The sequence below is a fragment of the Brachybacterium phenoliresistens genome, from assembly GCF_000576425.1.
Classification (GTDB): Bacteria; Actinomycetota; Actinomycetes; order Actinomycetales; family Dermabacteraceae; genus Brachybacterium; species Brachybacterium phenoliresistens.
This window is the reverse complement of record NZ_KK069988.1, coordinates 172,596-195,021: the sequence shown is the minus strand read 5'-3', so window position 1 is coordinate 195,021 and position 22,426 is coordinate 172,596. Positions and strand designations below refer to the sequence as shown.

21 protein-coding genes are annotated in these 22,426 nt (G+C 73.6%); 7 read left to right on the top strand and 14 right to left on the bottom strand.

The window, feature by feature from the left end:
* Positions 1-13: 13 nt before the first annotated feature.
* Positions 14-367, top strand: coding sequence for a histone-like nucleoid-structuring protein Lsr2 (locus tag BF93_RS00905; RefSeq protein WP_038370053.1), 354 nt, complete (start codon positions 14-16; stop codon positions 365-367).
* Between the two features lie 39 nt (positions 368-406).
* Here the strand turns inward: BF93_RS00905 and BF93_RS00900 are convergent, their stop codons facing one another.
* On the bottom strand, positions 407-1,255 hold the full coding sequence (locus BF93_RS00900; RefSeq protein WP_084148160.1) for an alpha/beta fold hydrolase: 849 nt from the start codon (positions 1,253-1,255) through the stop codon (positions 407-409).
* Positions 1,256-1,312: 57 nt separating this feature from the next.
* On the opposite strand from BF93_RS00900, the gene BF93_RS00895 reads away from it, so the two are divergent.
* Positions 1,313-1,801: a MarR family winged helix-turn-helix transcriptional regulator gene (locus BF93_RS00895; RefSeq protein WP_038370052.1), complete on the top strand. Its 489-nt coding sequence runs from the start codon at positions 1,313-1,315 to the stop codon at positions 1,799-1,801.
* A gap of 57 nt (positions 1,802-1,858) precedes the next feature.
* Here the strand turns inward: BF93_RS00895 and BF93_RS00890 are convergent, their stop codons facing one another.
* The 3 genes from BF93_RS00890 to BF93_RS00880 all read right to left on the bottom strand — a co-directional run bounded on the left by BF93_RS00890 (position 1,859) and on the right by BF93_RS00880 (position 5,167).
* Complete coding sequence (locus tag BF93_RS00890) at positions 1,859-3,169, bottom strand: MFS transporter (RefSeq protein WP_051486451.1); 1,311 nt, start codon at positions 3,167-3,169, stop codon at positions 1,859-1,861.
* A 37-nt stretch (positions 3,170-3,206) separates the two neighbouring features.
* Positions 3,207-4,400, bottom strand: coding sequence for an amidohydrolase family protein (locus BF93_RS00885; RefSeq protein ID WP_038370051.1), 1,194 nt, complete (start codon positions 4,398-4,400; stop codon positions 3,207-3,209).
* A gap of 104 nt (positions 4,401-4,504) precedes the next feature.
* Entirely contained in the window at positions 4,505-5,167 is a 663-nt protein-coding gene (locus BF93_RS00880; RefSeq protein ID WP_038370050.1) for a GntR family transcriptional regulator, read from the bottom strand.
* A 68-nt stretch (positions 5,168-5,235) separates the two neighbouring features.
* Here BF93_RS00880 and BF93_RS00875 point away from each other — a divergent pair, with 68 nt between their 5' ends.
* The 3 genes from BF93_RS00875 (at position 5,236) to BF93_RS18735 (ending at position 9,161) form a co-directional block, all read left to right on the top strand.
* Positions 5,236-6,555, top strand: a complete 1,320-nt coding sequence (locus tag BF93_RS00875; protein ID WP_038370049.1) for an acyltransferase family protein — start codon at positions 5,236-5,238, stop codon at positions 6,553-6,555.
* Between the two features lie 105 nt (positions 6,556-6,660).
* On the top strand, positions 6,661-7,413 hold the full coding sequence (locus tag BF93_RS00870) for an endonuclease/exonuclease/phosphatase family protein (protein ID WP_051486360.1): 753 nt from the start codon (positions 6,661-6,663) through the stop codon (positions 7,411-7,413).
* Between the two features lie 275 nt (positions 7,414-7,688).
* Positions 7,689-9,161, top strand: a complete 1,473-nt coding sequence (locus tag BF93_RS18735; protein WP_156954003.1) for an HNH endonuclease signature motif containing protein — start codon at positions 7,689-7,691, stop codon at positions 9,159-9,161.
* Positions 9,162-9,273: 112 nt separating this feature from the next.
* Here the strand turns inward: BF93_RS18735 and BF93_RS00860 are convergent, their stop codons facing one another.
* Positions 9,274-9,645, bottom strand: a complete 372-nt coding sequence (locus BF93_RS00860) for a MerR family transcriptional regulator (RefSeq protein ID WP_038370048.1) — start codon at positions 9,643-9,645, stop codon at positions 9,274-9,276.
* Positions 9,646-9,698: 53 nt separating this feature from the next.
* On the opposite strand from BF93_RS00860, the gene BF93_RS00855 reads away from it, so the two are divergent.
* Positions 9,699-10,685, top strand: coding sequence for an aldo/keto reductase (locus tag BF93_RS00855; RefSeq protein ID WP_084148158.1), 987 nt, complete (start codon positions 9,699-9,701; stop codon positions 10,683-10,685).
* Positions 10,686-10,800: 115 nt separating this feature from the next.
* Here BF93_RS00855 and BF93_RS00850 read toward each other — a convergent pair whose 3' ends face one another.
* Genes BF93_RS00850 through BF93_RS00835 form a run of 4 tightly spaced genes read right to left on the bottom strand, consistent with a single transcriptional unit; the run spans position 10,801 to position 15,406 of the window.
* Positions 10,801-12,297 carry an Hsp70 family protein gene (locus BF93_RS00850; protein WP_038370047.1) on the bottom strand — a complete coding sequence of 499 codons (1,497 nt, stop codon included), beginning with the start codon at positions 12,295-12,297 and terminating at the stop codon, positions 10,801-10,803.
* Positions 12,298-12,357: 60 nt separating this feature from the next.
* Positions 12,358-13,023 carry a DUF6320 domain-containing protein gene (locus BF93_RS00845; RefSeq protein ID WP_038370045.1) on the bottom strand — a complete coding sequence of 222 codons (666 nt, stop codon included), beginning with the start codon at positions 13,021-13,023 and terminating at the stop codon, positions 12,358-12,360.
* Positions 13,020-14,462, bottom strand: coding sequence for a hypothetical protein (locus tag BF93_RS00840; protein ID WP_038370044.1), 1,443 nt, complete (start codon positions 14,460-14,462; stop codon positions 13,020-13,022). The genes BF93_RS00845 and BF93_RS00840 overlap by 4 nt, the downstream gene beginning before the upstream one ends.
* Entirely contained in the window at positions 14,459-15,406 is a 948-nt protein-coding gene (locus tag BF93_RS00835; protein WP_038370042.1) for an alpha/beta hydrolase, read from the bottom strand. The genes BF93_RS00840 and BF93_RS00835 overlap by 4 nt, the downstream gene beginning before the upstream one ends.
* Positions 15,407-15,529: 123 nt before the next feature.
* Here BF93_RS00835 and metH point away from each other — a divergent pair, with 123 nt between their 5' ends.
* A complete protein-coding gene (metH, locus tag BF93_RS00830; protein WP_038370041.1) occupies positions 15,530-19,111 on the top strand; it encodes a methionine synthase in 3,582 nt (1,193 codons plus the stop codon).
* A gap of 26 nt (positions 19,112-19,137) precedes the next feature.
* Here the strand turns inward: metH and BF93_RS00825 are convergent, their stop codons facing one another.
* From BF93_RS00825 to BF93_RS00805, 5 genes are all read right to left on the bottom strand, one after another.
* Positions 19,138-19,530, bottom strand: coding sequence for a nuclear transport factor 2 family protein (locus tag BF93_RS00825; RefSeq protein WP_038370040.1), 393 nt, complete (start codon positions 19,528-19,530; stop codon positions 19,138-19,140).
* Between the two features lie 32 nt (positions 19,531-19,562).
* Positions 19,563-20,375, bottom strand: coding sequence for a DUF1684 domain-containing protein (locus BF93_RS00820; protein ID WP_038370039.1), 813 nt, complete (start codon positions 20,373-20,375; stop codon positions 19,563-19,565).
* A 204-nt stretch (positions 20,376-20,579) separates the two neighbouring features.
* A complete protein-coding gene (locus BF93_RS00815; RefSeq protein WP_038370037.1) occupies positions 20,580-21,191 on the bottom strand; it encodes a DUF6580 family putative transport protein in 612 nt (203 codons plus the stop codon).
* A complete protein-coding gene (locus BF93_RS18730; RefSeq protein WP_051486358.1) occupies positions 21,188-21,688 on the bottom strand; it encodes a DUF4430 domain-containing protein in 501 nt (166 codons plus the stop codon). The genes BF93_RS00815 and BF93_RS18730 overlap by 4 nt, the downstream gene beginning before the upstream one ends.
* Before the next feature lie 91 nt (positions 21,689-21,779).
* Entirely contained in the window at positions 21,780-22,400 is a 621-nt protein-coding gene (locus tag BF93_RS00805) for a TetR/AcrR family transcriptional regulator (RefSeq protein ID WP_051486357.1), read from the bottom strand.
* Positions 22,401-22,426: the final 26 nt, after the last annotated feature.

Genomic DNA, 22,426 nt, shown 5'->3' with positions numbered 1-22,426 from the left:
AGGACGTGTCCCCATGGCGCGACGCACGACAGTGGAGGTCCAGGACGACCTCGATGGCAGCCCCGCTGCGGAGACGGTCACCTTCTCCCTCGACGGAGCGGCCTTCGAGATCGATCTGAGCTCCGACAACGCGGCCCAGCTGCGTGCCGCCTTCGCCCCGTGGGTCACGGGAGCACGTCGTGTCTCCGCGCAGCGCCTGCGCGCCCGGGGCGAGGATCCGGGTCCCCTGGACCCCTCGCGCACGCCGCGCCGGGACGCCGAGCAGGTCGGGGCGATCCGCCGCTGGGCCCGCGAGCAGGGGCACGAGATCGGCGATCGCGGCCGCATCCCGCAGAAGATCGAGGACGCGTACCACGCCGCGCACTGACGACACGGCCGGGCGTCGCGATCCCGGATCGGTGAGGCCTCAGAGCCCGTGCTGGGCGAGCAGCTCTCGCACGAGGGCGGTGAACTGCGCCGGCCGCTCCAGGTTGGGGTAGTGCGCGGCGGCGGGGATCGTCCGAAGCACCCCCTGAGGCGCCTCCTCCGCGAGCCTCGCGGCCATGGCGAGGTGGTCCCGGCTGTCCAGCTCCCCGCACACCGCGAGGAGGGGGACGCCGATCCCGGGCACCCTCTCCCAGGTCCGCGTCACAGGGGTGGGGCGCACAGGAGGGATCGGCGTGCCGTCCTCGGTCAGGCGGATGTGGCCGCGCACGGTGTCCCGCGCCATCTGCGAGACCTGCTGGATCACCTGGGGATCGACCTCGTCGGCTCCGCGGTGGGGCCCGATGGTGAAGCGGTCCCAGACTGCGGACCATGCGTCCAGGTCCCCGGTCCGCTCGGCGGCGTCGAGATCGGCGAAGGCCTGCACCACCCACGGGTCGGTGAACTCCGGTTCGCTGGTCCCCGCCCCGCCGCAGACCACGGCGGCGACGCGCTCGGGATGCTCGAGGGCGACGTCGACGGCGGTCGCCCCGCCCATGGAGATCCCCACCAGCACGGCGCGCTCGATGTCGAGGGCGTCGAGAAGGTCGACCACATCATCGGCCAGCCGATGCGGAGCATCGGCGTCGGAGGATCCCCCGTGCCCCCGGGCGTCCGGGGCCACCACCCGCCGCTCGGGGAAGGCCGGCAGCTGCGGCTCCCACATCCGCGCATCGAGCACTCCCCCGTGCAGCAGCACGAGGGGGACGGCGCGCGGGTCCGCGCCCGGGACGTCCCGGAAGGCGACGGTCAGGTCGGGACGGTGCAGTCGGCGCATCGAGATCGCATTCATGACAACCAAGGTGTCATAGCGAGGGCACTATGACAACCCCGGTGTCATACTGGGGCGATGGCTCCTCCTCCCTCCGACGCCGATCGCCCGCTGCCTCCCGACGAGCTCGCCGCCCAGCTCGCCCAGGTCTACGTCGCACTGGGACCGGTGTACCGCCGGGTCGCCCGGATCGTCGAGCACAGCGAGCCGATCATGGGCATGTCCACCGGCGTGCGCGCCGTGCTCGAGCAGCTGCGCCGCGAGGGAGATCGGACGGTCCCCCAGATGGCCCGCACGCAGGACCTCAGCCGCCAGTTCGTCCAGCGCATGGTGCACGACGCGCGCTCGGCCGGGTTCGTGGAGCTGGTCGAGAACCCGTCGCACCGTCGATCGTCGCTGGTCCGCATCACCTCTGCAGGCACCGCAGCGATCGATGCCGTCGCCGCGCGCGAGCACGCGCTGATGGGCCGGGTGGGCGGTGACCTCACCGCTGCGGAGCTCGCCGCGACTCTGCGCGTGCTCCACCAGATGGATCTCGCCCTCCAGGACCTCGAGCCGGGCCGCTGACCTCGACCCCGGGACTGCGGATGCCCCCGCAGGAGGTCCGACCCGGCGCGGAGCGCCTCAGGGGGCCGGGTCGGCGGCGGCCGCGGTGCTCGCCGCGGCGTCCCGCGGCTCCGCCCCGAACCGCAGCAGCTCCGGGACCCGCGCCATGATCAGCAGCAGGCAGCCCACCATGAGCAGGGCCGCCCCGAAGGTCGTCGCACCCACGCCGACGTGCTCGGCGATCTGCCCCAGGACCAGCGAGGCCACCGGCATGATGCCGATCGCCAGCTCCTGCAGCCCCAGCGCGCGCCCGTGGACCGCCGGCTCGGTGGACATCAGCAGCAGGGTCGTCTGCAGCACGCCGAAGGCCGCGCTGAACACGCCGATCATCCCCATCAGCACGAACGCCCAGCCGACGGTCCCGGCGAGGGCGAAGCCCGCCCAGCACAGCGCCCAGGCCATCGTGCCGAGCACGAACAGCGCGCCCTTGCCCCGGAAGTCCCCGAGCGCGGCGATCACCACCGAGCCCACCAGACCCCCGACCCCGGCGCAGGTGAGCAGCGCGCCTTGGCCGGCGGCATCCAGCCCGAGGGACTGATCGGCGAACACGGGCATGAAGCTCTGGAACACCGGCCACAGCAGGGTGTTGGCCGCGAGCGTCACCAGCAGCACCGAGACCGCCACCCAGTGCCCCGCGATGCTGCGCAGGCCGCTGGTGATCATCCGCAGCACGGAGGCCCCCTGGACCGGCGCGGCCGCGCGCCGGGAGGCCCGGCGCAACGGGAGCAGCAGCGCGAAGGAGACGAGGTACCACAGCGTCGAGATCCAGATCGCCGCGGGGGCGCCGAGCGCGGCGATCATCGAGCCGCCCAGGGCTGGCCCGATCACCTGGGTCATGGTCACCGCGATCGAGTTCAGGGCGTTCGCGTTGGACAGGTTCCGCCGCCCCACCAGCTCGAGCACGAGCGCCGCGCGGGCCGGCTGCGACGGGGACTGTGCCAGGCCGATGGCCAGGCCGCCCACGACCAGGGCGCCGTAGGACAGCGTCCCGGTGCTCGCCAGCAGGGCCACGATCGCGACGGCGGTGGTCGCCCACCCGCAGGCCAGCAGGAGCAGGCGCACCCGGTCCATCGCGTCGGCGAGCACGCCGGCGAGCGGGCCCAGCAGCAGCGGGGCCAGGCGGACGGCGGTGTAGACCGCAACGAGGAACTCGGACCGGGTCATCTCGTAGGCGAGCCAGCCCAGGACCAGCGTCTGGGTCCAGACCCCGCCGAAGAAGAAGAGGTTCGAGACCCACAGCAGCTGGAAGGGACGGTTGCCGCGCAGCGAGGCCAGCGCCGCGAGGGGGCCCGGGCGCGGGATCCCCCGGCGCCGCCGCCCCGCGCTCACGCCGTGGTCCGTGCGGGCACGGCCGGAGGCATCGGCATCAGAGGAGGACCTCCCCGTCCCGGGCGACGAGACGCCCACCGGCGACCACGAGCGCGCGGCGCGGCGCGCGGACGATCGCATCGGGCACGTTCTGGGCGTCCAGGAGCACCAGGTCTGCGCGGGCACCGGGGACGATGTCATGGACCTCCCGATGCACATAGCGGGCGGCCGAGCTGGTGGCCAGGCGCGCCACCTCGACGAAGTCCTCGTCGTACCGCACGCCGTGCAGGCGCGCGAAGTCCAGCGCCACGCGCATCAGGTCGCCGTCGCCGTAGGGCGACCACAGGTCTCGCACGCCGTCGGTGCCCAGCCCGATGCCGATCCCGAGCTCCCGCATCGCCACCCAGGGCAGCGGGGCGGAGCGGATCGGGGCGACGGTGCTCCAGGAGATCCCCAGCTCGGAGAACTCCTGGAGGAGCTGCTCCTGCCGGCCGCCGGCGAGCTGGCCCAGCGCGAAGCCGTGGGCGATGTTGACCTTCCCCATGAGCCCGGTGCGGCGCACCCGGTCGATGATGAGGTCGTACTCGAAAGCGCCCAGGTCTCCCCCGGCATGCAGATGGATGTCGATGCCGCAGCCGTGCCGTTCGGCCACGGAGAACAGTCCGTCGAGCTGGGCGACGGGATCGCGGTCGATCAGGCACGGGTCGAGGCCGCCGATGCTCGCGGCCCCCTCGGCGGCGGCGCGGTCCAGCAGGTCCAGCACGCCGTCACGGCGGATCACGCCGTCCTGCGGGAAGGCGACGACCTCGACCTCGACGGCTCCGTCCAGGCGGGCGGCGGCCTCGTGCAGAGCGGCGATCCCCTCGAGGCCGACGCCGAGGTCCACGTCGACATGGCTGCGGATCGCGGTGGTGCCGTGGCGGAGGAACTCCCGCAGCACCCGCTCGGTCGCGTCGACGCTGGGGATGCCCAGCCGGCCGCGCACGGCCCGCTCGTGGGCGATGCGCCCCTGGGTGGTGGCCTCCCCGCCGTAGGAGACCCAGTCCATCCCCCACCACGACTTGTCGGCGTGGGCGTGCGCGTTGACGAACCCCGGCAGGGCGAGCCGCCCGCCGCCGTCGACGACCTCGACCCCCTCGGCGGCGGGGGCCGTCGTCGCGGGGACCAGCGCGGCGATGCCCTCCCCCTCCACGACGACGTCGACGGGATCGGCGCCCCACGGCCGGACATTGCGGATGATCATCTGCTCCATGGGCGAAACGGTATACCAAACCGTCCCGGGCGTCGACGGCCGGGCGAGGCCCGTTCCCCGTCGCCCCTCGGTCCCGCGCCCCGAGCTGCGGAGGGCGGCGCGGGCTATGCGCCGGGCTCGCCCCGCTCCGCCGCGGCGTGCGCCCGCAGATGCTCGACGCTGGAGCGCAGGTGCTCGGCCACGCGCAGCTCCAGCTGCGCGAGATCCTGCTGCGCGATCGCCTCCCACAGCCCCTCGTGCTGGCGCGCCATGGCGTCCAGGTCGTCGTGCTGCGACATGAACCAGCGCATGCGGCTGCCGGTCAGCTGGCCGATCTCGATCAGCATGGCGTTCCCGGACAGCTCGATGACCCGCTCGTGGAAGTCCGCGGCGGCGCGGCGCGCGCGGACGCCGTCCCCGGCGCGCGCCGCCGCCAGCTCGGCGTCGACGTCCCCGCGCAGCAGGGCGAGCCCCTCCTCGGTGCGCCGCTGCGCCGCCAGACGGAAGGCCAGGGCCTCGAGCGCCTCGCGCACCTCGCCGAAGTCCGATTCGTCCCCCGCGGTGAACTCGCGGACCACGGCCCACGTCCGCGGCCGCAGCGTCACGAGCCCCTCGGCCGCGAGCGCCTTGAGCGCATCGCGCACCGGGACCCTGCTGGTCCCCAGCTCCTCGGCGAGCTCCCTCTCGACGAGCCGGCTGCCCGGCTCGCGCACCCCGTCGAGGATGTCGTCGCGCAGCCGGGCGATGACGCGATCGGCCTCCGGCGCGGAATCTGCAGTGTTCCCCATGCGCCTATCTTCGCAAGCGCGCCCGGGTACCCTGACCCATCGGCACCGACGAACGGGGGGACCGTCCGATGCACAGCCCGCGCCCCAGCCGCGCCGAGCAGATCCACGCCGCGACGCCCTCGTCGCGGAACCGGGTGGTGGACCTGCTGCGTGCCGTCGCGATCACCGTCGTCGTGCTGGGCCACTGGACGATCATCGCCGTCAGCGCCGATGGCGGCATCCAGCCCCACGGCGTGCTGGACGCCGCCCGCTGGACCCACCCGTTGACCTGGATCTTCCAGGTGATGCCGATCTTCTTCCTGGTCGGCGGCTATTCCAATGCGCTCTCGTGGCGCTCCGCGCGCCGTCGCGGCCTGGGCTACGCGCCATGGCTGCGGTCCCGGCTGCGCCGCCTGGGCATCCCCGTGATCCCCCTGCTGCTGGTGTGGCTCGCCGTCTGCGGGATCGGCCTGGCCGCCGGAGCGGCCCCTGCCACCCTCCAGCTCGCCTCGCAGATGGCGCTCGTGCCCACCTGGTTCCTGGCCGCATACCTGCTCGTCATCGTCGTCGCCCCCGCCTGCCTGGTCCTCTGGGAGCGCTTCGGCTGGTGGTCGGTGGCCGGCGGGGTCCTGCTGGCCGGGATCGTCGACGCCGGAAGCATCCTCGCGGACCGGCCCCTGCTCGGCTACCCCAACTATCTGCTGGTCTGGGCGAGCTTCCACCAGGTCGGCTTCGCCTGGCTGGACGGCCGCCTCGCCGGATCGGCGCGCCGCCTCGCGCTGGCGGGGATCGGCGCCGCCGGCCTGGCGCTGCTGGTGGGCCTCGGGCCCTACCCCGTCTCCATGATCACCGCGGCCACCGACGAGATCTCCAACTCGAGCCCTACCCGCGTGACCATGGCGTTCCTCGGCATGGCGCAGGCCGGCCTGATCCTGCTGGCCGAGCGCCCGCTGGCGGCGCTGCTGGAGCGTCCGCGCGTGTGGTTCCTGACGGTGCTGGTGAACCAGCGGATCATGACGTGGTTCCTCTGGCACCTCACCGCCCTGGTCGCCCTGGCGCACCTGCTGATCGCGCTCGACGCACGGCCCCTGCTGCCGGCGCCCCTCAGCGGGGTCTGGTGGCTGACCCGCCCGCTGTGGTGCCTGGCCCTGCTGGGTCTGACGGCCCTGCTGGTGCTCGCGTTCGGCCGCTTCGAGTCGCCGCGGGCGGACGACCGCCCCGCGCCTGCCCTGTGGCGACCGGTGCTCGCCGCGGCCATGGTCTGCGCCGGCCTCGCGGTCATGGCCGATGCCGGGATGGTCGGAGCCGGCGGGCTGCAGCCCCTGTGGCCCCTGCTGCCGCCGGCCGGGATGCTCATCGGCGGGATCGTGGCCCTGCCCGGCCGCCGTGCCAGGACCCCGCAGCCGTAGACTCACCCCGCCGGCCACGCATGCCCACGGGGGTGATCGGCGGCTACGCTGGAGGACGAGCCGCTCGCCCGGCGGCCGCCCTGCGCAGGAGGGGGAGGATCCCCGATGCTCGAGCACCGCACCACCCTGCGGGTGGTCACGTTCAACATCCACCACGGCGCCGATGCCGCCGGCGTCCTCGACCTCGAGCGCATCGCCCACGTGCTGGAGCAGCTGCGGCCGGATCTCGCCCTGCTGCAGGAGGTGGACCGGTTCTGGCCCCGCAGCGGAGGCGTGGACCAGCCCGCCGTGCTCGCCGACGCCCTGGGCCTCCACGCGGAGTTCGCCCCGGCGATGACCCTTCCCTCGGACCCGCCGGGCGGTCCGGACCGCGAGTACGGGCACATGATCCTCTCCCGGTGGCCGCTGGAGCAGGTGCATCGCATCCCGCTGCCGTGCGCTCCCGGAGAGGAGCCGCGCATGCTGTTGCACGCCCGCGCGGCCGTCCCCGGCGGCCCCGTCACCGTCGCGGGCACGCACCTGGATCCCGCCAGCGCCGAGGCGCGTCTGGCGCAGGTGCGGGCGATCATCGTCGAGCTTCCCGCGCAGGACGGCCCGGTGATCCTCGCCGGCGATCTCAACGAGGCGCCCGGCGCCGACTCCCTGGCGCTGCTGCAGCGGCGGATGTCCGACGCCTGGGAGCAGGGAGGCGACGGGGGCGAGGGGCTGACCTTCGTCGGCGACGGCACCGATCCGCACGCGGCGCGCATCGACCACATCCTGACGTCGGGGCTCACGTGCACCTCGGCGTGCGTGGCGGAGGCGGGCCGCGGCGCCTCCGACCACCTGCCGCTGCTGGCCGAGCTGCGGATGCCCTGATCCACGGCTCCCGCGACCGCCCCGGAGCGCGAGGAACCGTGCGCGCACCCGGACCGCTCCTCCTCCCCATAGCAGCGTTCTCCACGATCTCGCGACGCATCGTCCGGAAACCTGGCATCGAACGTATGATCGATATATACTGATCGCACGGCTCGGGGGAAAGTCGACCGCCACGACGGAACGCATCGGAATTCCTCGGAAGGGGAGCCGGATCACGTCGGCATCCCCTCCCTCTGCGGGTCGGAGGAAATGCCGAGAGAGGACGGATGGTGTCGATGACGCATCATGGCCACCCCGAGCTCGACCTGGGGCCGGGCTCCTCGAGCCCGGGCGAGCGCCGGGCGCCGGATCTCGCCTCTGGCGAGCATCTCGCCGTCGGCGGCATCGTCCCCGGCTCCCGGATCTCGCAGCGCGTGCGCGAGCTGCTGGCCGGGATCGCCGCCGAGGCCGCGGCCCATGCGGCCCGCCAGCGCGAGCTGTACCGCTTCCACATCGATCCCGCCGGCCGGGACCCGCAGCAGGCCGCCTCTGCGCAGGCCGCCGCGGATGCGGCCTGCGCGGTCGCCCTGCGCTGCGACGCCGCCGGCGCCCGCCGGCTCATCCGCGAGGCGGTGCTCGCCGTGGAGGCCTTCCCGCTCACCCTGGAGCGCCTCGCCTCCGCGGACCTGCCGGCTCCGTGGTTCACCCGCATCCTCCGGGCGTCCCGCGATCTCCCGGACGAGGACCTCGCCACCCTCGACGAGACCATCTCCGACTGGCCCCTGCGCACGCTCACGTTCCCGGGCTTCCGCCGGCGGCTGCGCCGGCTGGTCATGCACGTGGCCGAGCGGTCCCGCACCACCCGCTCCCCCGCTGATCAGCGCACGATCACCTGGCAGGAGCCGAATCTCGTCGAAGGCACCAGCACCCTCGAGATCATCGGCCCGACGGCGGAGATCACCGATCTCGTCGAACGCCTCAACGCCGCCGCCCGCGCGGTGCAGGACGCACAGCGCCTCGCCCTGCGCGACGGCCTGGACGAGATCCCCTTCGACCTCGACGGCGACGTGCAGCGCACGGCCATGGTGATGTCGCTGGGCCAGATCCGCTATGCCGTCATGACCCGCAGCGTCCTGGACACCGGCGGCGTGGCCGTCCCGCACACGCGGCGCCGCGTGAACATCACGGTCCCGGCGCTCACGGCGCTCGGCGCCTCGAACGAGCCCGGTCTGCTCGAGGGCGAGACTCCGGTGCCCGGTCCGGTCGCCCGCGCCATCGCCGGCGCCGCCGAGGACTGGTGGCTCGTGCTCACCGACCCCGCCACCGGAGCCTTCCTCGGCGAACCGGCGGTCCGGTACCGTCCCGGCGCGGCCGTGCTCGAGCTCACCCACCTGAAGACGCCGCTGTGCGCGCACCCGGGGTGCACCAGGCCCAGCCGCGGCCGCATCGAGGTCGACCACATCGAGGAGTTCGACCACGAGGATCCCCAGCACGGCGGAAAGACGATTCCGGAGAATCTCCACCATCTCTGCCTCATGCATCATCGCATCAAGACCGAGGGGCTCACCGACCCCCACCGGATTCCCGGCGGCGCCACCCGCTGGAGCATCGGGAGCGACGTCGTCGTCGACATTCTCGACAATCAGGATCTGGGCGCTCCCGAGAACAATCCGGAATTCCGATCCGCATTCCTCGGCGAGCGTCGCTCGGGGCCCCCGACCGCCCGCAGCAGGCTGGTCACCGCCCATGAGGACGCCCCGCCCTACTGAAGCCCGGTCACCGGCAACGGCCTCCCCGCGGTCGCCTCCGTTCGGCCCTCTCCCCCACCCGGCATCGGGTGGGGTGGGGCCGACGCGCGCCCAGCTCCCGGACCGCGGGTGATCAGTCCGCGGCGTCGCCGATCTGCTCGTCGTACCAGGCGATCTTCTCCGTCAGCCGGGCACGGCGACGGGTGAGCAGGGCGATCTGGGCATCGACATCGGCCGCGTGCTCACGCAGGAGAGCGGCGCGATCCGTCATCGTCGCGGGATCCTGGCACATCTCCCCATAGCGGCGCAGCCGTTCGATCGGCATGCCGGTGTCCCGCAGGCACTGCAGGAAGTCGAGGGTCGACAGATCCGCGTCAGAGTAGACCCGGTGCCCGCCGGCGCTGCGCGCGACCCGCGGCAGGATGCCCTCGCGCTCGTAGTAGCGCAGGGTGTCGATCGTGAACCCGCTGCGCTGCGCGGCCTCGGCCGGGGTATAGGTCGCCATGACGGCAGGCTACCGCTTGACCTGGAGCGCGCTCCAGGGCTCAGGCTCATGCCATGACCGCACAGAACAGCACCCCGGCCCGTCCCGACCCGACCACCCCGCCGCCCGACTCCTCGCTGGTGCTCGGCGCGATGACCTTCGGCACCCGCATCGACGAGGAGACGTCCTTCGCCCTCCTGGACCGCTTCGTCGAGCGCGGCGGCACCTGGATCGACACCGCCGACTGCTACGCCTTCTGGCTGGATCCCGCCGGCCGGGGCGGAGCCAGCGAACGGGTCATCGGCCGCTGGCTCGCCGCCCGCCCCGGGATGCGCGACCGGGTGCGCATCGCCACCAAGGTCGGTGCGGAGCCGCTGTGGGCGGGGTCCTGGCCCGAGCACCGGTCCGGCCTGTCCCGACGGGCGATCCACGACGCCTTCGCCGGAAGCCTCGCACGGCTCGGGATCGAGAGCGTGGATCTGCTGTGGCTGCACCAGGAGGACCGCACCGTCCCCATCGAGGAGAGCGTGGACGCGATGGCCGAGCTCGCGGCCGATGGCCGGGTGCGCCGCGTCGGCGCCTCGAACCATCCGGCCTGGCGGGTGGAGCGGGCCCGGGCGCATGCCCTGGCCACGGGCGCGATGCCGATCGACGCCCTGCAGCTCAGCGCGACCGCCCTGCGGCCCCGGCCCGGCACGCAGCCGGAGGGGAACGTGCATCCCTTCGGCGTCCTGGGTGCCGAGCAGGTGGATCTGGCCCGTGAGGAGAGGCTGGAGGTGTGGGCCTATTCGCCGCTGCTGGGCGGTGCCTACGACGACCCCGCCAAGCCCATCGACCCGGTCTTCGACCATCCCGGCACGGAGCGACGCCTCGCGGCGCTGGACGAGGTGGCCCGGCGCACCGGCGCCCGCCGCGGGCAGGTCGTGCTCGCCCACCTGGTCTCGCAGGGCATCCGGCCGATCCTCGGCGGCAGCAGGCCGTACCAGCTCGAGGAGGCGCTGGACGGCGTCTCCCTCGTGCTCGACGAGGAGGCACGGGAGATCCTGGACGCGGCGCTCTAGGGCCGGCTCCCGGAGGGCGAACGGCCCCGCCGGGCGAACGGCCCCGCCGGGCGAACGGCTCCAGGCGGACGGCTCCAGGCGGACGGCCGGCCCCAGGCGGGCGGCCGGCGCGAGCTCAGCGGCCCAGCCCGTACTCCCGCGCGTAGCCGGTGGTCAGATCCGCGATGCGCACGGAGACGATGCCGGCGGCGTCGATCGTGTAGGTCTCCTCCACGAGCGGCCCGCCGGCGCGGCGCTCCACGGGCACCGCGGCCAGGCGCTCGGTCTCCTCCGCACCGTCGGAGCCCTGCAGCGCCGGGTCGAAGGGGAAGATCACCTCCGCGTAGGGCACCAGGTCGCCGCGGGGCTCGCCGACGGCGTCGACGCTCGTGTGCTCGACGTAGCGGAACCAGCCGAGGTTGTGCGCGGCGACGTAGCGGCGGGTCACCACGATCTCCCCGTGCTCGGGGATCGGGTGCTCGCGGGTGAGGATCGGATCGAAGGCGACGCCGGCGCCGGCATCGCGCTCGCGGAACACGCCGAAGCCGCGGGAGAGCCGGTCCGAGACGGTGAACCCGGAGTCGGGATCGGCGGCGATGGCCAGGCCGATGGCCGTGGAGGCCGCCGGGTACGGGGAGCGGTGCACGCGGCGGCCGAAGCGCTCGCGGATCATCCGCGGCACCAGCGGGAGGCCGGAACCGCCGCCGACGAGGTAGATGCCGGCGACGGTCGAGTCCTTGTCCAGCGATCCGACCAGCGGCTCCATGGCCGAGACCGAGCGGGCCACGAGATCGGAGGCGGCGGAGTAGAAGGCGTCGACCGCGACGACGACGGGCTCGCCCGCGCCATCGGCCGTGGGCAGCTCGACGACCATGCGGCGGGTCTGCGGGGTGAGGCGCTCCTTGGCCTCGCGGCAGTCGTCGAGCAGCCGGTCGCGCTGGGGGCCGGTCAGCTGCGCGCGGGTGCGGCCGGCCGCCTCGAGCACCACGTCGGCCAGCACCTCGTCGAAGTCGTCCCCGCCCAGACGGTTCACCCCGACGCTGCCGAGGACGGCGTGGCTGGTGCCGTCGGCCTGGACGAGCGAGGTGTCGAAGGTGCCGCCGCCGAGGTCGTAGACGACCACCCGGGTGCGGCGGGCCGAGAGGCTACGGGGCTGGCGGTGGGTGAACTCGAATCCCGCGGCGGAGGGCTCGTTGAGCATCGCCACGACCTCGAAGCCGGCGCGGCGGAACGCCTCCAGCGTCATGAAGCGCTGCGCGCCGTGGGCGTGGGCGGGGACGGACACGGCGGCGGGCCCGGCCCCCTCCGGCAGGGCCTCCCGCAGCGCGCCGAGATACCCGGTGAGCACATCGGCCAGCAGCAGCTCCTGCTCGCCGATCCGCACCGTGGTGCCCGGATGGGTGGTGGGCTCGCCCAGCAGGCGCTTGATGGAGCGCAGGTGCGGCGCCCCGGCGCGAGCGGCCGCGAGGGCCTCGAACCCGTGCACCAGGCGCCCGTCCTCCCACGCGACCACCGAGGGGAAGTGCTCGTGCGCGTCCCCGTCGGTGTCCAGGAAGGTGAGCACCGGATAGTTCCCGCGGTCCACGCCCGCGACGATGGTGCGCGTCGTCCCGAAATCGATCCCGATCAGCATGGCGTCACCGTACCCGCCGCGGCGCCGGGCGGGACCCCGCATCCCAGGCACGAGACGGCCCTAGATGTGAAGGCGCTTGCCCAGCTCATGCAGCACATCGGAGACCCGGTCGCGCTCCTGCATCACCAGCACGATGACGGCGAGCGCGCCGCAGCAGACCGAGGGGATCGGGTCCGCGACCCAGCCCAGCGCCGTGAACACGATGGGCACCAATCCCAGCAGAACCATCGTCCCGCTGTAGAGCACATGGTCCCCCGCCTCGATCCGCAGGGCGGGGACGGCGATCACCAGCGCGAGGATCGAGCAGCCGCACACGATCGGCACCGCGTAGGTCAGCGACCATCCGTCCCAGCCCACCAGGTAGTCCCAGTAGGCGCAGATCCCGCAGATCAGCACGACGACGGTGGCGGTGCCCTTGGCGATGTCGCGACGGGCGCGCACCGCCATCAGCACCACCAGCCACATGGCGCTCAGCCCCAGCCACACCGAGCGCACCAGGCCGATCCCCGCGTGGCCGCGGTCGAACAGCATCTGCGCCCCGAACGACGCGAGGATCACCACCAGCGAGGCCAGCAGCAGGATCCGGTAGATCCGGCGGCGGGAGAACCGCAGCGGGACGGCCGGGAAGGGATCGGGCCGCATCGGGCCCATCACCGTCCGCCCGCACAACGGGCAGCGCGACCAGGCGCCCTCGACGGCGACCCCGCAGTCCGGACAGCGCCTCATGCGGCTCCCTCCGCCAGCTCCGCCTCGGTCACCCGGGTCGCCGCGACGCTCACGGCGATGCCCTGGGCGGTGAGCAGCCGGGCGAACTCGCGCACGTGGCCGGTCTCCAGGAACGGGGAGGTGAAGGTGATGCTCAGCCATCCGCCGTAGGAGATGGCGCAGATCTGCGGCCGCACGGCCGAGACCTGGAAGGAGACCCGGCGCACCTGGTCGGCGATGTCCTCCGGCAGGCGCACCGGGCCCATGTTGGAGACCGCCACGGTCAGCGCGCGGTTGTTGACCCGGTTGACCAGGCCGAGGACGAGGTCCTTGAGGGGGCGCGGGATGATCCGCAGCACGGGCATGCGCTCGAGCCCCATCAGCCGGCGCAGCCGCTCCTCGAGGGCTCCGATCTCGATCTGGGGGCGGAAGTCGGCCTCGAGCTGCCGGCCGATGGCTCCCAGGTCGTCCAGGCCCTCGCCGTAGGTGTGCTCGACCCGCAGGGCGGTGAAGAAGTTGCGGGAGGAGGTGGAGGGGAAGAACTGCCGCAGGTTCACCGGGACGCTCGCGGCCAGGGTGCGGGCCCGGCCGAGGTCCCCCGCGCTGCGGCGCACCGCCTCGAACAGGAGCGCGGTGAGGTACATGGTCGTGCCCACGCCTTCGGGTCGGGTGGCGAGCAGCTCGGCCACCGGAACCGTCAGCTCCACCGCGCGGGTGCGGCCGTCGGGGGTGCGGGTGCCGGGGACGCGGTGCACGTGCGTCTCGTGGCGGCGCGGTCCCCGGCCGACCATGCGGCGCCGCGGGCTCGCCGCGGGCTCCTGCGCGGGCATCCCCTCGGGCAGGCCCGCCGGGGTCGCGGCCCGGACGAAGGCCGATGCCTCGGCGGCGCTCGCCGCGGGCGCGGGCCGGCGCTCGCGCCGGAAGTAGCGGGCGAAGGGATCCACGAACAGGCCGCGGCCGTGACGGGAGGTGGGGTCGACGGCGGGAGGGGGCGACGCGGCCGAGGCCGGGTCGGCGCCGCCGGCCGGGGCGGGCCCTGCCGCGGTGCGGGCGCGGGCGTAGGCGATGACGAGCTCGCGCAGGAAGGCCAGGGCGCCGGTCCCGTCGGAGAGGGCATGGAAGACCTCCAGGACGATGCGGCGGCGGTGGCGCATCACGCGGAACAGCAGCTCCCGCCGGTTCTCGCGGTAGATCGCGGCGCAGGTGGGCCGGACCTCGGCCTGCACCTGCGGGCGCAGGTCGCTGTCCTGCAGGTAGTACCAGAACAGTCCCTTGCGCAGCACGGCGTGGTACAGCGGGTAGCGGTCGAAGGTCGCGTCCAGGGCCTGCTGGAGCAGCTCGCCGTCGACCTCGTGGTCCATCTCCGCGCTCATGCGGAACACCTTGGGATCGACGTCGCTGCGCGCGGCCAGGAAGATGTTCGAGGCGTTGTCCAGCCGCACCCAGGCCCGGCGCGTCACGGGGTGCCTCCGTCCGGCAGCGGCGCGTCGAGGAACTCGTCGATCACCTCGTAGGCCTCGCGCAGGGACCTCGCGAAGCGCGGCAGGGTGATGAACCCGTGCAGCGCCCCCTCGACGCGGTGGATCCGCACCTCGGTGCCGGCATCCCGCAGCGCCCGGCCGTACGCCTCGCCCTCGTCGCACAGCAGGTCGAGCTCGGCGGTGATCAGGAGGGTGCGCGGCTGCCCGTCGAGGTCGGAGGCCATCAGCGGGGAGACCAGCGGGTCCCGGCGCAGCGCCGGGTCGGGGACGTACAGCTCGAGGTAGTCCTCGACCTCGGTCGAGGTCAGCCGGTAGTCCGCACCGTGCCGGCGCGCCGAGAGGAACGGCGTGGTGCGCGGGTCGTGGTCCCAGTGCGTCACCGGGTACAGCAGGATCTGCCGCTGCGGCATGGGGAGCCCGCGCTCGTGCAGCAGGAGGCAGGAGGCGGCGGCGAGGTTCCCGCCCGCCGAGTCGCCCACCAGCACGATCCGTGCCGCGGACTCCGCCCCCAGGCGCCAGGGAGCCTCCAGGATCGCCCGGATGATCCGCCAGCAGTCCTCGAGACCGGCCGGGAAGGGGTGCTCGGGGGCCAGGCGGTAGTCGACGGAGGCCACCACGCAGCCGGTGAGGTCGGCCATGGTCGCGCAGGCCGGGGTGTAGCTCTCGATGTCCCCCGTCACCCAGCCGCCGCCGTGGAGGAACAGCAGCACCTCCTCGCGGCGCTGCTCGCGGGGGCTGAACACCCGCACCGGCACCTCGCGCTCGCCGTCGCCGGTGTCGATGCGCAGGTCCACCGCCCGGTACCGCGGGACGGGCCGGGCGGCCAGCTGCCGCTGCAGGCGCCGCACCCGGGCGTAGTCCTCGCGCATGTTCAGCCGCGGGGCCGCGAACAGGCGCATCACGGACCGCAGGAGGGGGTTCACGGGCGCCCCGTGCCGACGATGCCGCGACGTGTCATGCCACCAGAGTAGGGCCCCGGCCGCCCGGGTCCCTCCGCCAGGCGGACCCGGGAGGGCAGATGGCGCGGCGACGCCTACCCTGGTCGGATGATCTCCGCACCCGCCGGCCGCGCGGCCGCGCTCCTCGAGGCCGTCCGTTCCCGTGTCGTCGTCGCCGACGGCGCCATGGGCACCATGATCCAGGCCGAGGAGCCGACCCTCGAGGACTACCAGCAGCACGAGGGCTGCAACGAGATCCTCAACGTGACCCGCCCGGACATCATCCGCGGGGTCCACGACGCCTATCTCGCCGCGGGCGTGGACGCGATCGAGTCGAACACCTTCGGCGCGAACTGGTCGAACCTGTCCGACTACGGGATCGAGGACCGGATCCGCGAGCTGGCCCGCGCCGGGGCGGCGCTGGCCCGCGAGCGGGCCGATGCCTTCGCCACCGCCGAGCAGCCCCGCTGGGTGCTGGGCTCGATGGGCCCGGGCACGAAGCTGCCCTCGCTGCAGCACACCACCTACGCGCATCTGCGCGACACCTTCGCCGAGCAGGCCGCGGGCCTCATCGAGGGCGGGGCCGACGCCCTGCTGATCGAGACCAGCCAGGACCTCCTGCAGACGAAGGCGGCGGTCACCGGCTGCCGCCGGGCCGTCGAGGAGACGGGTGTCGCGCTGCCGATCATCACCTCGATCACCGTGGAGACCACCGGCACCATGCTGATGGGATCGGAGATCGGGGCGGCCCTGACCGCTCTGCAGTCCCTGGACGTGGACGTGATCGGCCTGAACTGCGCGACCGGTCCCGACCTCATGAGCGAGCATCTGCGCATCCTCGCCCGGCACAGCGAGGCGCCGCTGGTGTGCATGCCCAACGCCGGCCTGCCGGAGCTCGGCCCGCACGGCGCCGTCTACCCCCTCACGCCCGAGGAGCTCGCCGCCGCCCACGCCCAGTTCGTCAAGGAGTTCGGGCTGGGGCTGGTGGGCGGGTGCTGCGGCACGACGCCCGAGCACATGCGCCAGGTCGTCGAGGCGGTGCGGGGCCATGCGCTGCCGGAGCGCTCCGTCCAGCGCCAGAACGGCGTCTCCTCCCTCTACACCCACACCGACCTGTCGCAGGACGCCTCCTACCTCGCCATCGGCGAGCGCACCAACTCCAACGGATCCAAGGCCTTCCGGGAGGCGCTGCTGGAGGGCCGCTTCGACGACATCGTCGACATCGCCCGGGCGCAGACCCGCGACGGCGCCCACCTGCTGGACGTGTGCGTGGACTACGTGGGCCGCGACGGCGTCGAGGACATCCGCGCCGTCGTCTCGCGGCTGGCCAGCGCCTCCACCCTGCCGCTGGTGATCGACTCCACCGAGCCCGACGTCATCCGGGCCGGCCTCGAGCTGGTCGGCGGCCGGGCCGTGGTGAACTCGGTGAACTTCGAGGACGGCGACGCGCCGGGCTCGCGCTTCCGTCGGATCATGCCGGCGGTGAAGGAGCACGGTGCGGCGGTCATCGCCCTCACCATCGACGAGCAGGGGCAGGCCCGCACGGCGGAGCACAAGGTCGCCATCGCCTCGCGCCTCATCGACACCCTGGTGGCCGACTGGGACATGCGGGTCGACGACATCATCGTCGACGCCCTCACCTTCCCCATCGCCACCGGCCAGGAGGAGACCCGCCGGGACGCCATCGAGACGATCGCCGCGATCCGCGAGATCACCGCGAAGTACCCGGGCGTGCACACCACCCTGGGCGTGTCCAACGTGTCCTTCGGCCTCTCCCCCGCGGCCCGCACCGTGCTGAACTCGGTGTTCCTGCACGAGGCGACGCAGGCGGGGCTCGACTCCGCGATCGTCCACGCGGCGAAGATCCTGCCGCGCGCGGCGATCCCCGACGAGCAGTGGCAGGCCGCCGAGGACCTGGTGTGGGACCGCCGCCGCTATGACGACGCCGGGAACCTGGTCCATGACCCGCTGGCCCACCTGCTGGAGACGTTCTCCGGGGTCGACTCCGCGGCGCTGCGCGACCAGCGCGCGGCGGAGCTCGCCGCGCTGCCCACCGGCGAGCGGCTCGAGCGGCGCATCATCGACGGGGCCCGCAAGGGGCTCGAGGAGGACATCGACCTCGCCCTCGGCGAGGGCATGGCCGCGCTCGACATCGTGAACACGCACCTGCTGGGCGGGATGAAGGTCGTCGGCGAGCTGTTCGGCTCCGGGCAGATGCAGCTGCCCTTCGTGCTGCAGTCGGCCGAGGTGATGAAGGCGGCCGTCGCCCTGCTCGAGCCGCACATGGAGAAGGTCGAGGGCGGGGCCTCGGCCTCCAAGGGGACGATCGTGCTGGCGACCGTGCGCGGGGACGTGCACGACATCGGCAAGAACCTCGTGGACATCATCCTCACCAACAACGGGTACACCGTCGTGAACATCGGCATCAAGCAGCCGATCTCGGCCATGATCGACGCGGCGATCGAGCACGACGCCGACGTCATCGGCATGTCGGGGCTGCTCGTGAAGTCGACCGTGGTGATGAAGGAGAACCTCGAGGAGCTCGTCTCCCGCAGGCTGGCCGACCGCTGGCCGATCCTGCTGGGCGGCGCGGCGCTGACCCGCCCCTACGTGGAGGACGATCTCGCCTCGCAGTTCCCGGGCGTGGTCCGCTACGCCCGGGACGCCTTCGAGGGGCTGCGCCTGATGGAGCCGCTGGTCGCCGTCGCGCGGGGGGCGGATCCCGATGCCGTGGGCCTGCCGCCGCTGCGCACGCGGCGCCACCACGTCGCCACCCTGGAGCGGACCGCCGTCGAGGACCTGCCCGCGCGCTCGGACGTCGCCGCCGACAACCCGGTGCCGGATCCGCCGTTCTGGGGGACCCGCATCGTCAAGGGCATCCAGCTCTCCGACTACGCCTCGCTGCTGGACGAGCGGGCCACGTTCATGGGCCAGTGGGGCTTGAAGGCCGGCCGCGGCGAGGACGGCGCGAGCTACGAGGAGCTCGTGGCGACGGAGGGCCGCCCGCGCCTGGCCGCCTGGATGGAGCGCATCGCCCGCGAGCACATCATGGATCCGACGGTCATCTACGGCTACTTCCCCGTCTGGTCGGAGGGGAACGATCTGGTCGTCGCCCACCACGGCGGGCAGCTGGCCGGCATCGGCTCGACCGACGGCGGCTCCGACGGGGAGCCGGGCACGGAGCGTCTGCGCTTCACCTTCCCGCGGCAGACCCGGGACCGCCACCTGTGCATCGCCGACTACTTCCGCCCGCGCTCCTGGGTGGAGGAGACGGGCCGTTTCGACGTGCTGCCCGTCCAGCTGGTGACGGTGGGCGACACCGTCTCCACGGTCACCGCGCAGCTGTTCGCCGAGAACCGCTACCGCGAGTACATGGAGCTCCACGGGCTGTCCGTCCAGCTCACGGAGTCCCTCGCGGAGTTCTGGCACTCCCGGGTCCGCGAGGAGCTGGGCTTCGCCGACGAGGATCCGGCGGAGGTGCAGGGCATGCTCGACCTCGAGTACCGCGGGGCGCGCCTGTCCCTGGGCTACCCGGCATGCCCCGACATGGAGGACCGCCGCAAGGTCGTCGCCCTGCTGCGTCCCGAGCGGGTCGGCATCACCCTCAGCGATGAGCTGCAGCTGCACCCCGAGCAGTCCACGGACGCCTTCGTGGTCCACCACCCGGAGGCCACGTACTTCTCGATGTGACCTCCGGGGGTCTCCGTCCCGGGGGATCAGCCGGCGTCGCGCACGGCGCCTCCCTCGGGCCGGACCATGGTCGCGTACTCCTCGATCCGGTCGATGAGACCGTCCCGGAACCGGAAGTACATCGCCACCGGGAGCTCGGCGCCGGACCCGTCGGGCAGGGTGATGTGCAGGACGTGCTGCTGGAGGACCTCGTCCGGCTTCTGGAACTGCCGGGTGATGTCGTATCGCAGCGCGACCGCTCCCCCGCCGCCGGACATCCGCTCGAGCTGCTCGAGGTTCTCGTCGATCGTCTGCTCGCCCGTGCCGTCGTTGTGCCAGACGGTGGCGGTGTGCGTGCACATCGCGCGCATGCCGGGGAAGTCGAAGGACTCCACGCGCCGCAGGTACCGGACCGCCTTCTCCATCAGCTCGGTCGTCATGGTTCCGTCCTGTCCTGTCGTGTCGGTCTCTGTCACCGTGCTCCGCCATTCGGGTCGAGGACGGGTGCACGCTCTCCGGCGTCGACGACGACCGGAAGGTGGTTCTCCCGCAGCGGGACCGGGCACGGGAACGCCGCGGAGAAGACATGGTGGGGAAGGATCACCTGGTTGAGGTCGATCCGGAGGGTGCCGTCCTCGCCCGGGGGCAGGATGAGCCACCGACCGATCTCGGGGGTGTCGGTGCCGCTTCCGGGATCGGTGAAGACCACCAGGCGCAGGCCGGGGACGGTCTCCAGCACCACCAGGGTGTGCTCCCGGCCGCCGATCCCGACGACCAGGTCCCCGGGAGCGGGGACCCTCTCGGTGCTCCGAGGGCTGGTCAGCCGCTCGACCTCGACGGCACGGCCGGGCGTCGCCCGGTACTCGGCGTCGAGGACCCAGCTCGGGTCGTAGGGATAGTGCGCGATGTCGCGCAGCCGCGTGAGCATCGGGGCGGACGAATCCCGGACGACGATGCCGAAGGTCCCCTCCCGCCCCCGGACGAGGACCTCCCTACCGTCTGCGAGATCCACCCGGCTGCCCGATTCCACGTCCACGGCGCCGGCCACCGGCCGCCCGTCGAGGGATACGCCGTCCGCCGCGGTGGCCGTGAGGGTCAGGGCCCCCGACGTGCTCACCTCCCATCGCCCCGGCAGGCCCGGCACCCCCGGTTCGGGATGCGGGATCATCGCCAGCTGGACGGTGCCGGCCGTGCCGCGCGGGCCGGCCACCTCCTCCCACCGCCTCGTCCGCCAGCTCGTGTGCTCCGCCGGCGCACCGGGGCGGTCCGGGTCCTGTGCAGCCATGGATCCTCCTGTTCCTGGTGGCGCCCGGTGCGGGCGCCCTGCAGGTGCCACGGTGCATCAGAGGCGCTCTCGGCAGCAAACCTCGTTGCCGCTCCAGCAACCCCGCGGTGGGGCGGCCGTGCGGGCGATCACGAGAAGCACGACGGCGCCTCCCCGCAGCGTTCGCTGCCCGGGAGGCGCCGTTCTCGGTGCTGAGGGAGGGGCTCAGGCCCGATGCGCGCTCCGCGCCGGGTCCGGGCCGAGGCCGAGGGCGTGGCTGCGCTCGAAGCGCTCCACGAGGGCCACGATCCCGGCGGCGGCCGGGACCAGCACGAGGTTGCCCAGCAGCATCGTGCGCAGGAACGGGATCCCGGCGACGTAGCTGGCCAGCAGCCCGTCGAGGCCTGCCGGGTAATAGGTGCCGCGGCCCAGCAGCCACACCCCGAAGTTGGTCCACAGGTAGAAGGCCAGCGAGCTGCCGGCGCCGAAGGCGACCGCCGCGACCAGGCGGTGGGAGGTGCTGCGGGTGCGCAGCGCGCCCAGGCCGATCAGCAGCCAGGCCGACCAGGTGAACAGCAGGATCCACGAGGTGGTCAGCCCCAGGTCGCTGATCAGCACGATGGCCACGGGCACGAGCACCGCGATGCGGTGGCGCAGCAGCGCGGCGGCGGCGAAGGCGGCCATGGTGGACAGCTCGAGGTTGGGCGGGGCGCCGAGGTCGGTCTTCACGAGCCGCCACACGACGGCGGCGACCACGAGCACCGCGACGACGGCGGGGCGCCACCAGCGGCGGGCGAGGTCCTCGAGTCCCAGGTCCGTGCTGCGGTCCTCGATCATGAGAAGGTCTCCAGCTTCCAGACGATCTGCTGACCGTCCTCGGTGATCAGGGAGCCGGCGCCCACCGGGGCGAGCTCGCCGTCGACGTACAGGGCCCAGAACTCCTTCGCGCCCTCGTCGGCGACGCGCCCGTCGATGCCGGTGACGAAGGCGTTCTCGCCCTCGCCCTGGACCTGGGCGCTCGGGTCCTTCTCGAGCAGCAGCTCGAGGGCGGTGCGGCCCTGCTCGCCCTCGTAGGCGAACTCGGCCGTCTCGGCGCCGCCGTCGTCCGAGGCCCCGCCGGCGTCGGAGGCCCCGCCGGCGTCGGAGGCCCCGCCGGCGTCGGAGGCGGCCGGCTCGGAGGCGGCCGGCTCGGAGGCGGCGGGGGCGGACGCGCTCGAGGGCGTCTGCGCGGGATCCTCGGCGCCGCCGCAGCCGGCCAGCAGGGCGGCGCTCAGGAGCAGGGCGGAGGCGAGGGGAAGGGACCGCCGCAGGGCGGCGGAGCGGGAAGCAGTCATGGGCGTATCCTCCCGTACGGCCCCGCCCCGCACAATCCGATGCGAACGGCGATGAACACGGCCGGACCGGCGCTGCGCGCCGCCTGCGCTCTCAGCGGGCGCAGGTCCACACGGCCAGCACGCTCGCGGAGATCGCGGGCGCGGCCTGCGCCGCCTCGAGCCGCCCCGCGGCGACCTCCACCGCGGCGCCCTGCATGAGCTGGTGCAGCACGCTCACCAGCCAGGCGGCGGGGAGGTCCTCGCGGAACACGCCCAGCTCCCGGCCGCGCGCGAGGAGGGCCTCCACCCGGGCCGCCGGGGCGGCATGCAGCCGGCGGACCTCCTCGGCCTCCAGCACGCCCGCCGCCGCGGCCGCGACGGCGCCGATCCGGGCGATCTGCTCCCAGCTCGCGAGGATCAGGCGCTCGAGGGCCGCGCGCGGGTCGCCGGAGAGGTCGACCTGCGCGAGCACGACGTCCCCCTCGGTGATCGCCCGGGCGACCACGGCACGCAGCAGGTCCGCGCGGGAGGAGAAGTGGGCGTACACGGTCACGCGGCCCACGCCGGCGGCCGCGGCGATGTCCGCCATGCTGGCATCCGGCCGCACGGCCAACACGTGGATCCCGGCGTCGAGGATCGCCGCGATGCTGCGCCGGGCGTCGGCGCGGAGCGGACGGGACCCGGCCGGGGACGGCGGCGGGGACGACGACGGCGACGGCGACGGCGACGGCATGGTCCGCTCCTCTTGTCGTGCCGCCG

Coding starts and splice junctions, on each gene's coding strand:
- BF93_RS00905 (WP_038370053.1), top strand. CDS start 14: ATGGCGCGACGCACGACAGTGGAGGTCCAGGACGACCTCGATGGCAGC.
- BF93_RS00900 (WP_084148160.1), bottom strand. CDS start 1,255: ATGAATGCGATCTCGATGCGCCGACTGCACCGTCCCGACCTGACCGTC.
- BF93_RS00895 (WP_038370052.1), top strand. CDS start 1,313: ATGGCTCCTCCTCCCTCCGACGCCGATCGCCCGCTGCCTCCCGACGAG.
- BF93_RS00885 (WP_038370051.1), bottom strand. CDS start 4,400: ATGGAGCAGATGATCATCCGCAATGTCCGGCCGTGGGGCGCCGATCCC.
- BF93_RS00880 (WP_038370050.1), bottom strand. CDS start 5,167: ATGGGGAACACTGCAGATTCCGCGCCGGAGGCCGATCGCGTCATCGCC.
- BF93_RS00875 (WP_038370049.1), top strand. CDS start 5,236: ATGCACAGCCCGCGCCCCAGCCGCGCCGAGCAGATCCACGCCGCGACG.
- BF93_RS00870 (WP_051486360.1), top strand. CDS start 6,661: ATGCTCGAGCACCGCACCACCCTGCGGGTGGTCACGTTCAACATCCAC.
- BF93_RS18735 (WP_156954003.1), top strand. CDS start 7,689: ATGACGCATCATGGCCACCCCGAGCTCGACCTGGGGCCGGGCTCCTCG.
- BF93_RS00860 (WP_038370048.1), bottom strand. CDS start 9,645: ATGGCGACCTATACCCCGGCCGAGGCCGCGCAGCGCAGCGGGTTCACG.
- BF93_RS00855 (WP_084148158.1), top strand. CDS start 9,699: ATGACCGCACAGAACAGCACCCCGGCCCGTCCCGACCCGACCACCCCG.
- BF93_RS00850 (WP_038370047.1), bottom strand. CDS start 12,297: ATGCTGATCGGGATCGATTTCGGGACGACGCGCACCATCGTCGCGGGC.
- BF93_RS00845 (WP_038370045.1), bottom strand. CDS start 13,023: ATGAGGCGCTGTCCGGACTGCGGGGTCGCCGTCGAGGGCGCCTGGTCG.
- metH (WP_038370041.1), top strand. CDS start 15,530: ATGATCTCCGCACCCGCCGGCCGCGCGGCCGCGCTCCTCGAGGCCGTC.
- BF93_RS00825 (WP_038370040.1), bottom strand. CDS start 19,530: ATGACGACCGAGCTGATGGAGAAGGCGGTCCGGTACCTGCGGCGCGTG.
- BF93_RS00820 (WP_038370039.1), bottom strand. CDS start 20,375: ATGGCTGCACAGGACCCGGACCGCCCCGGTGCGCCGGCGGAGCACACG.
- BF93_RS00815 (WP_038370037.1), bottom strand. CDS start 21,191: ATGATCGAGGACCGCAGCACGGACCTGGGACTCGAGGACCTCGCCCGC.
- BF93_RS18730 (WP_051486358.1), bottom strand. CDS start 21,688: ATGACTGCTTCCCGCTCCGCCGCCCTGCGGCGGTCCCTTCCCCTCGCC.
- BF93_RS00805 (WP_051486357.1), bottom strand. CDS start 22,400: ATGCCGTCGCCGTCGCCGTCGCCGTCGTCGTCCCCGCCGCCGTCCCCG.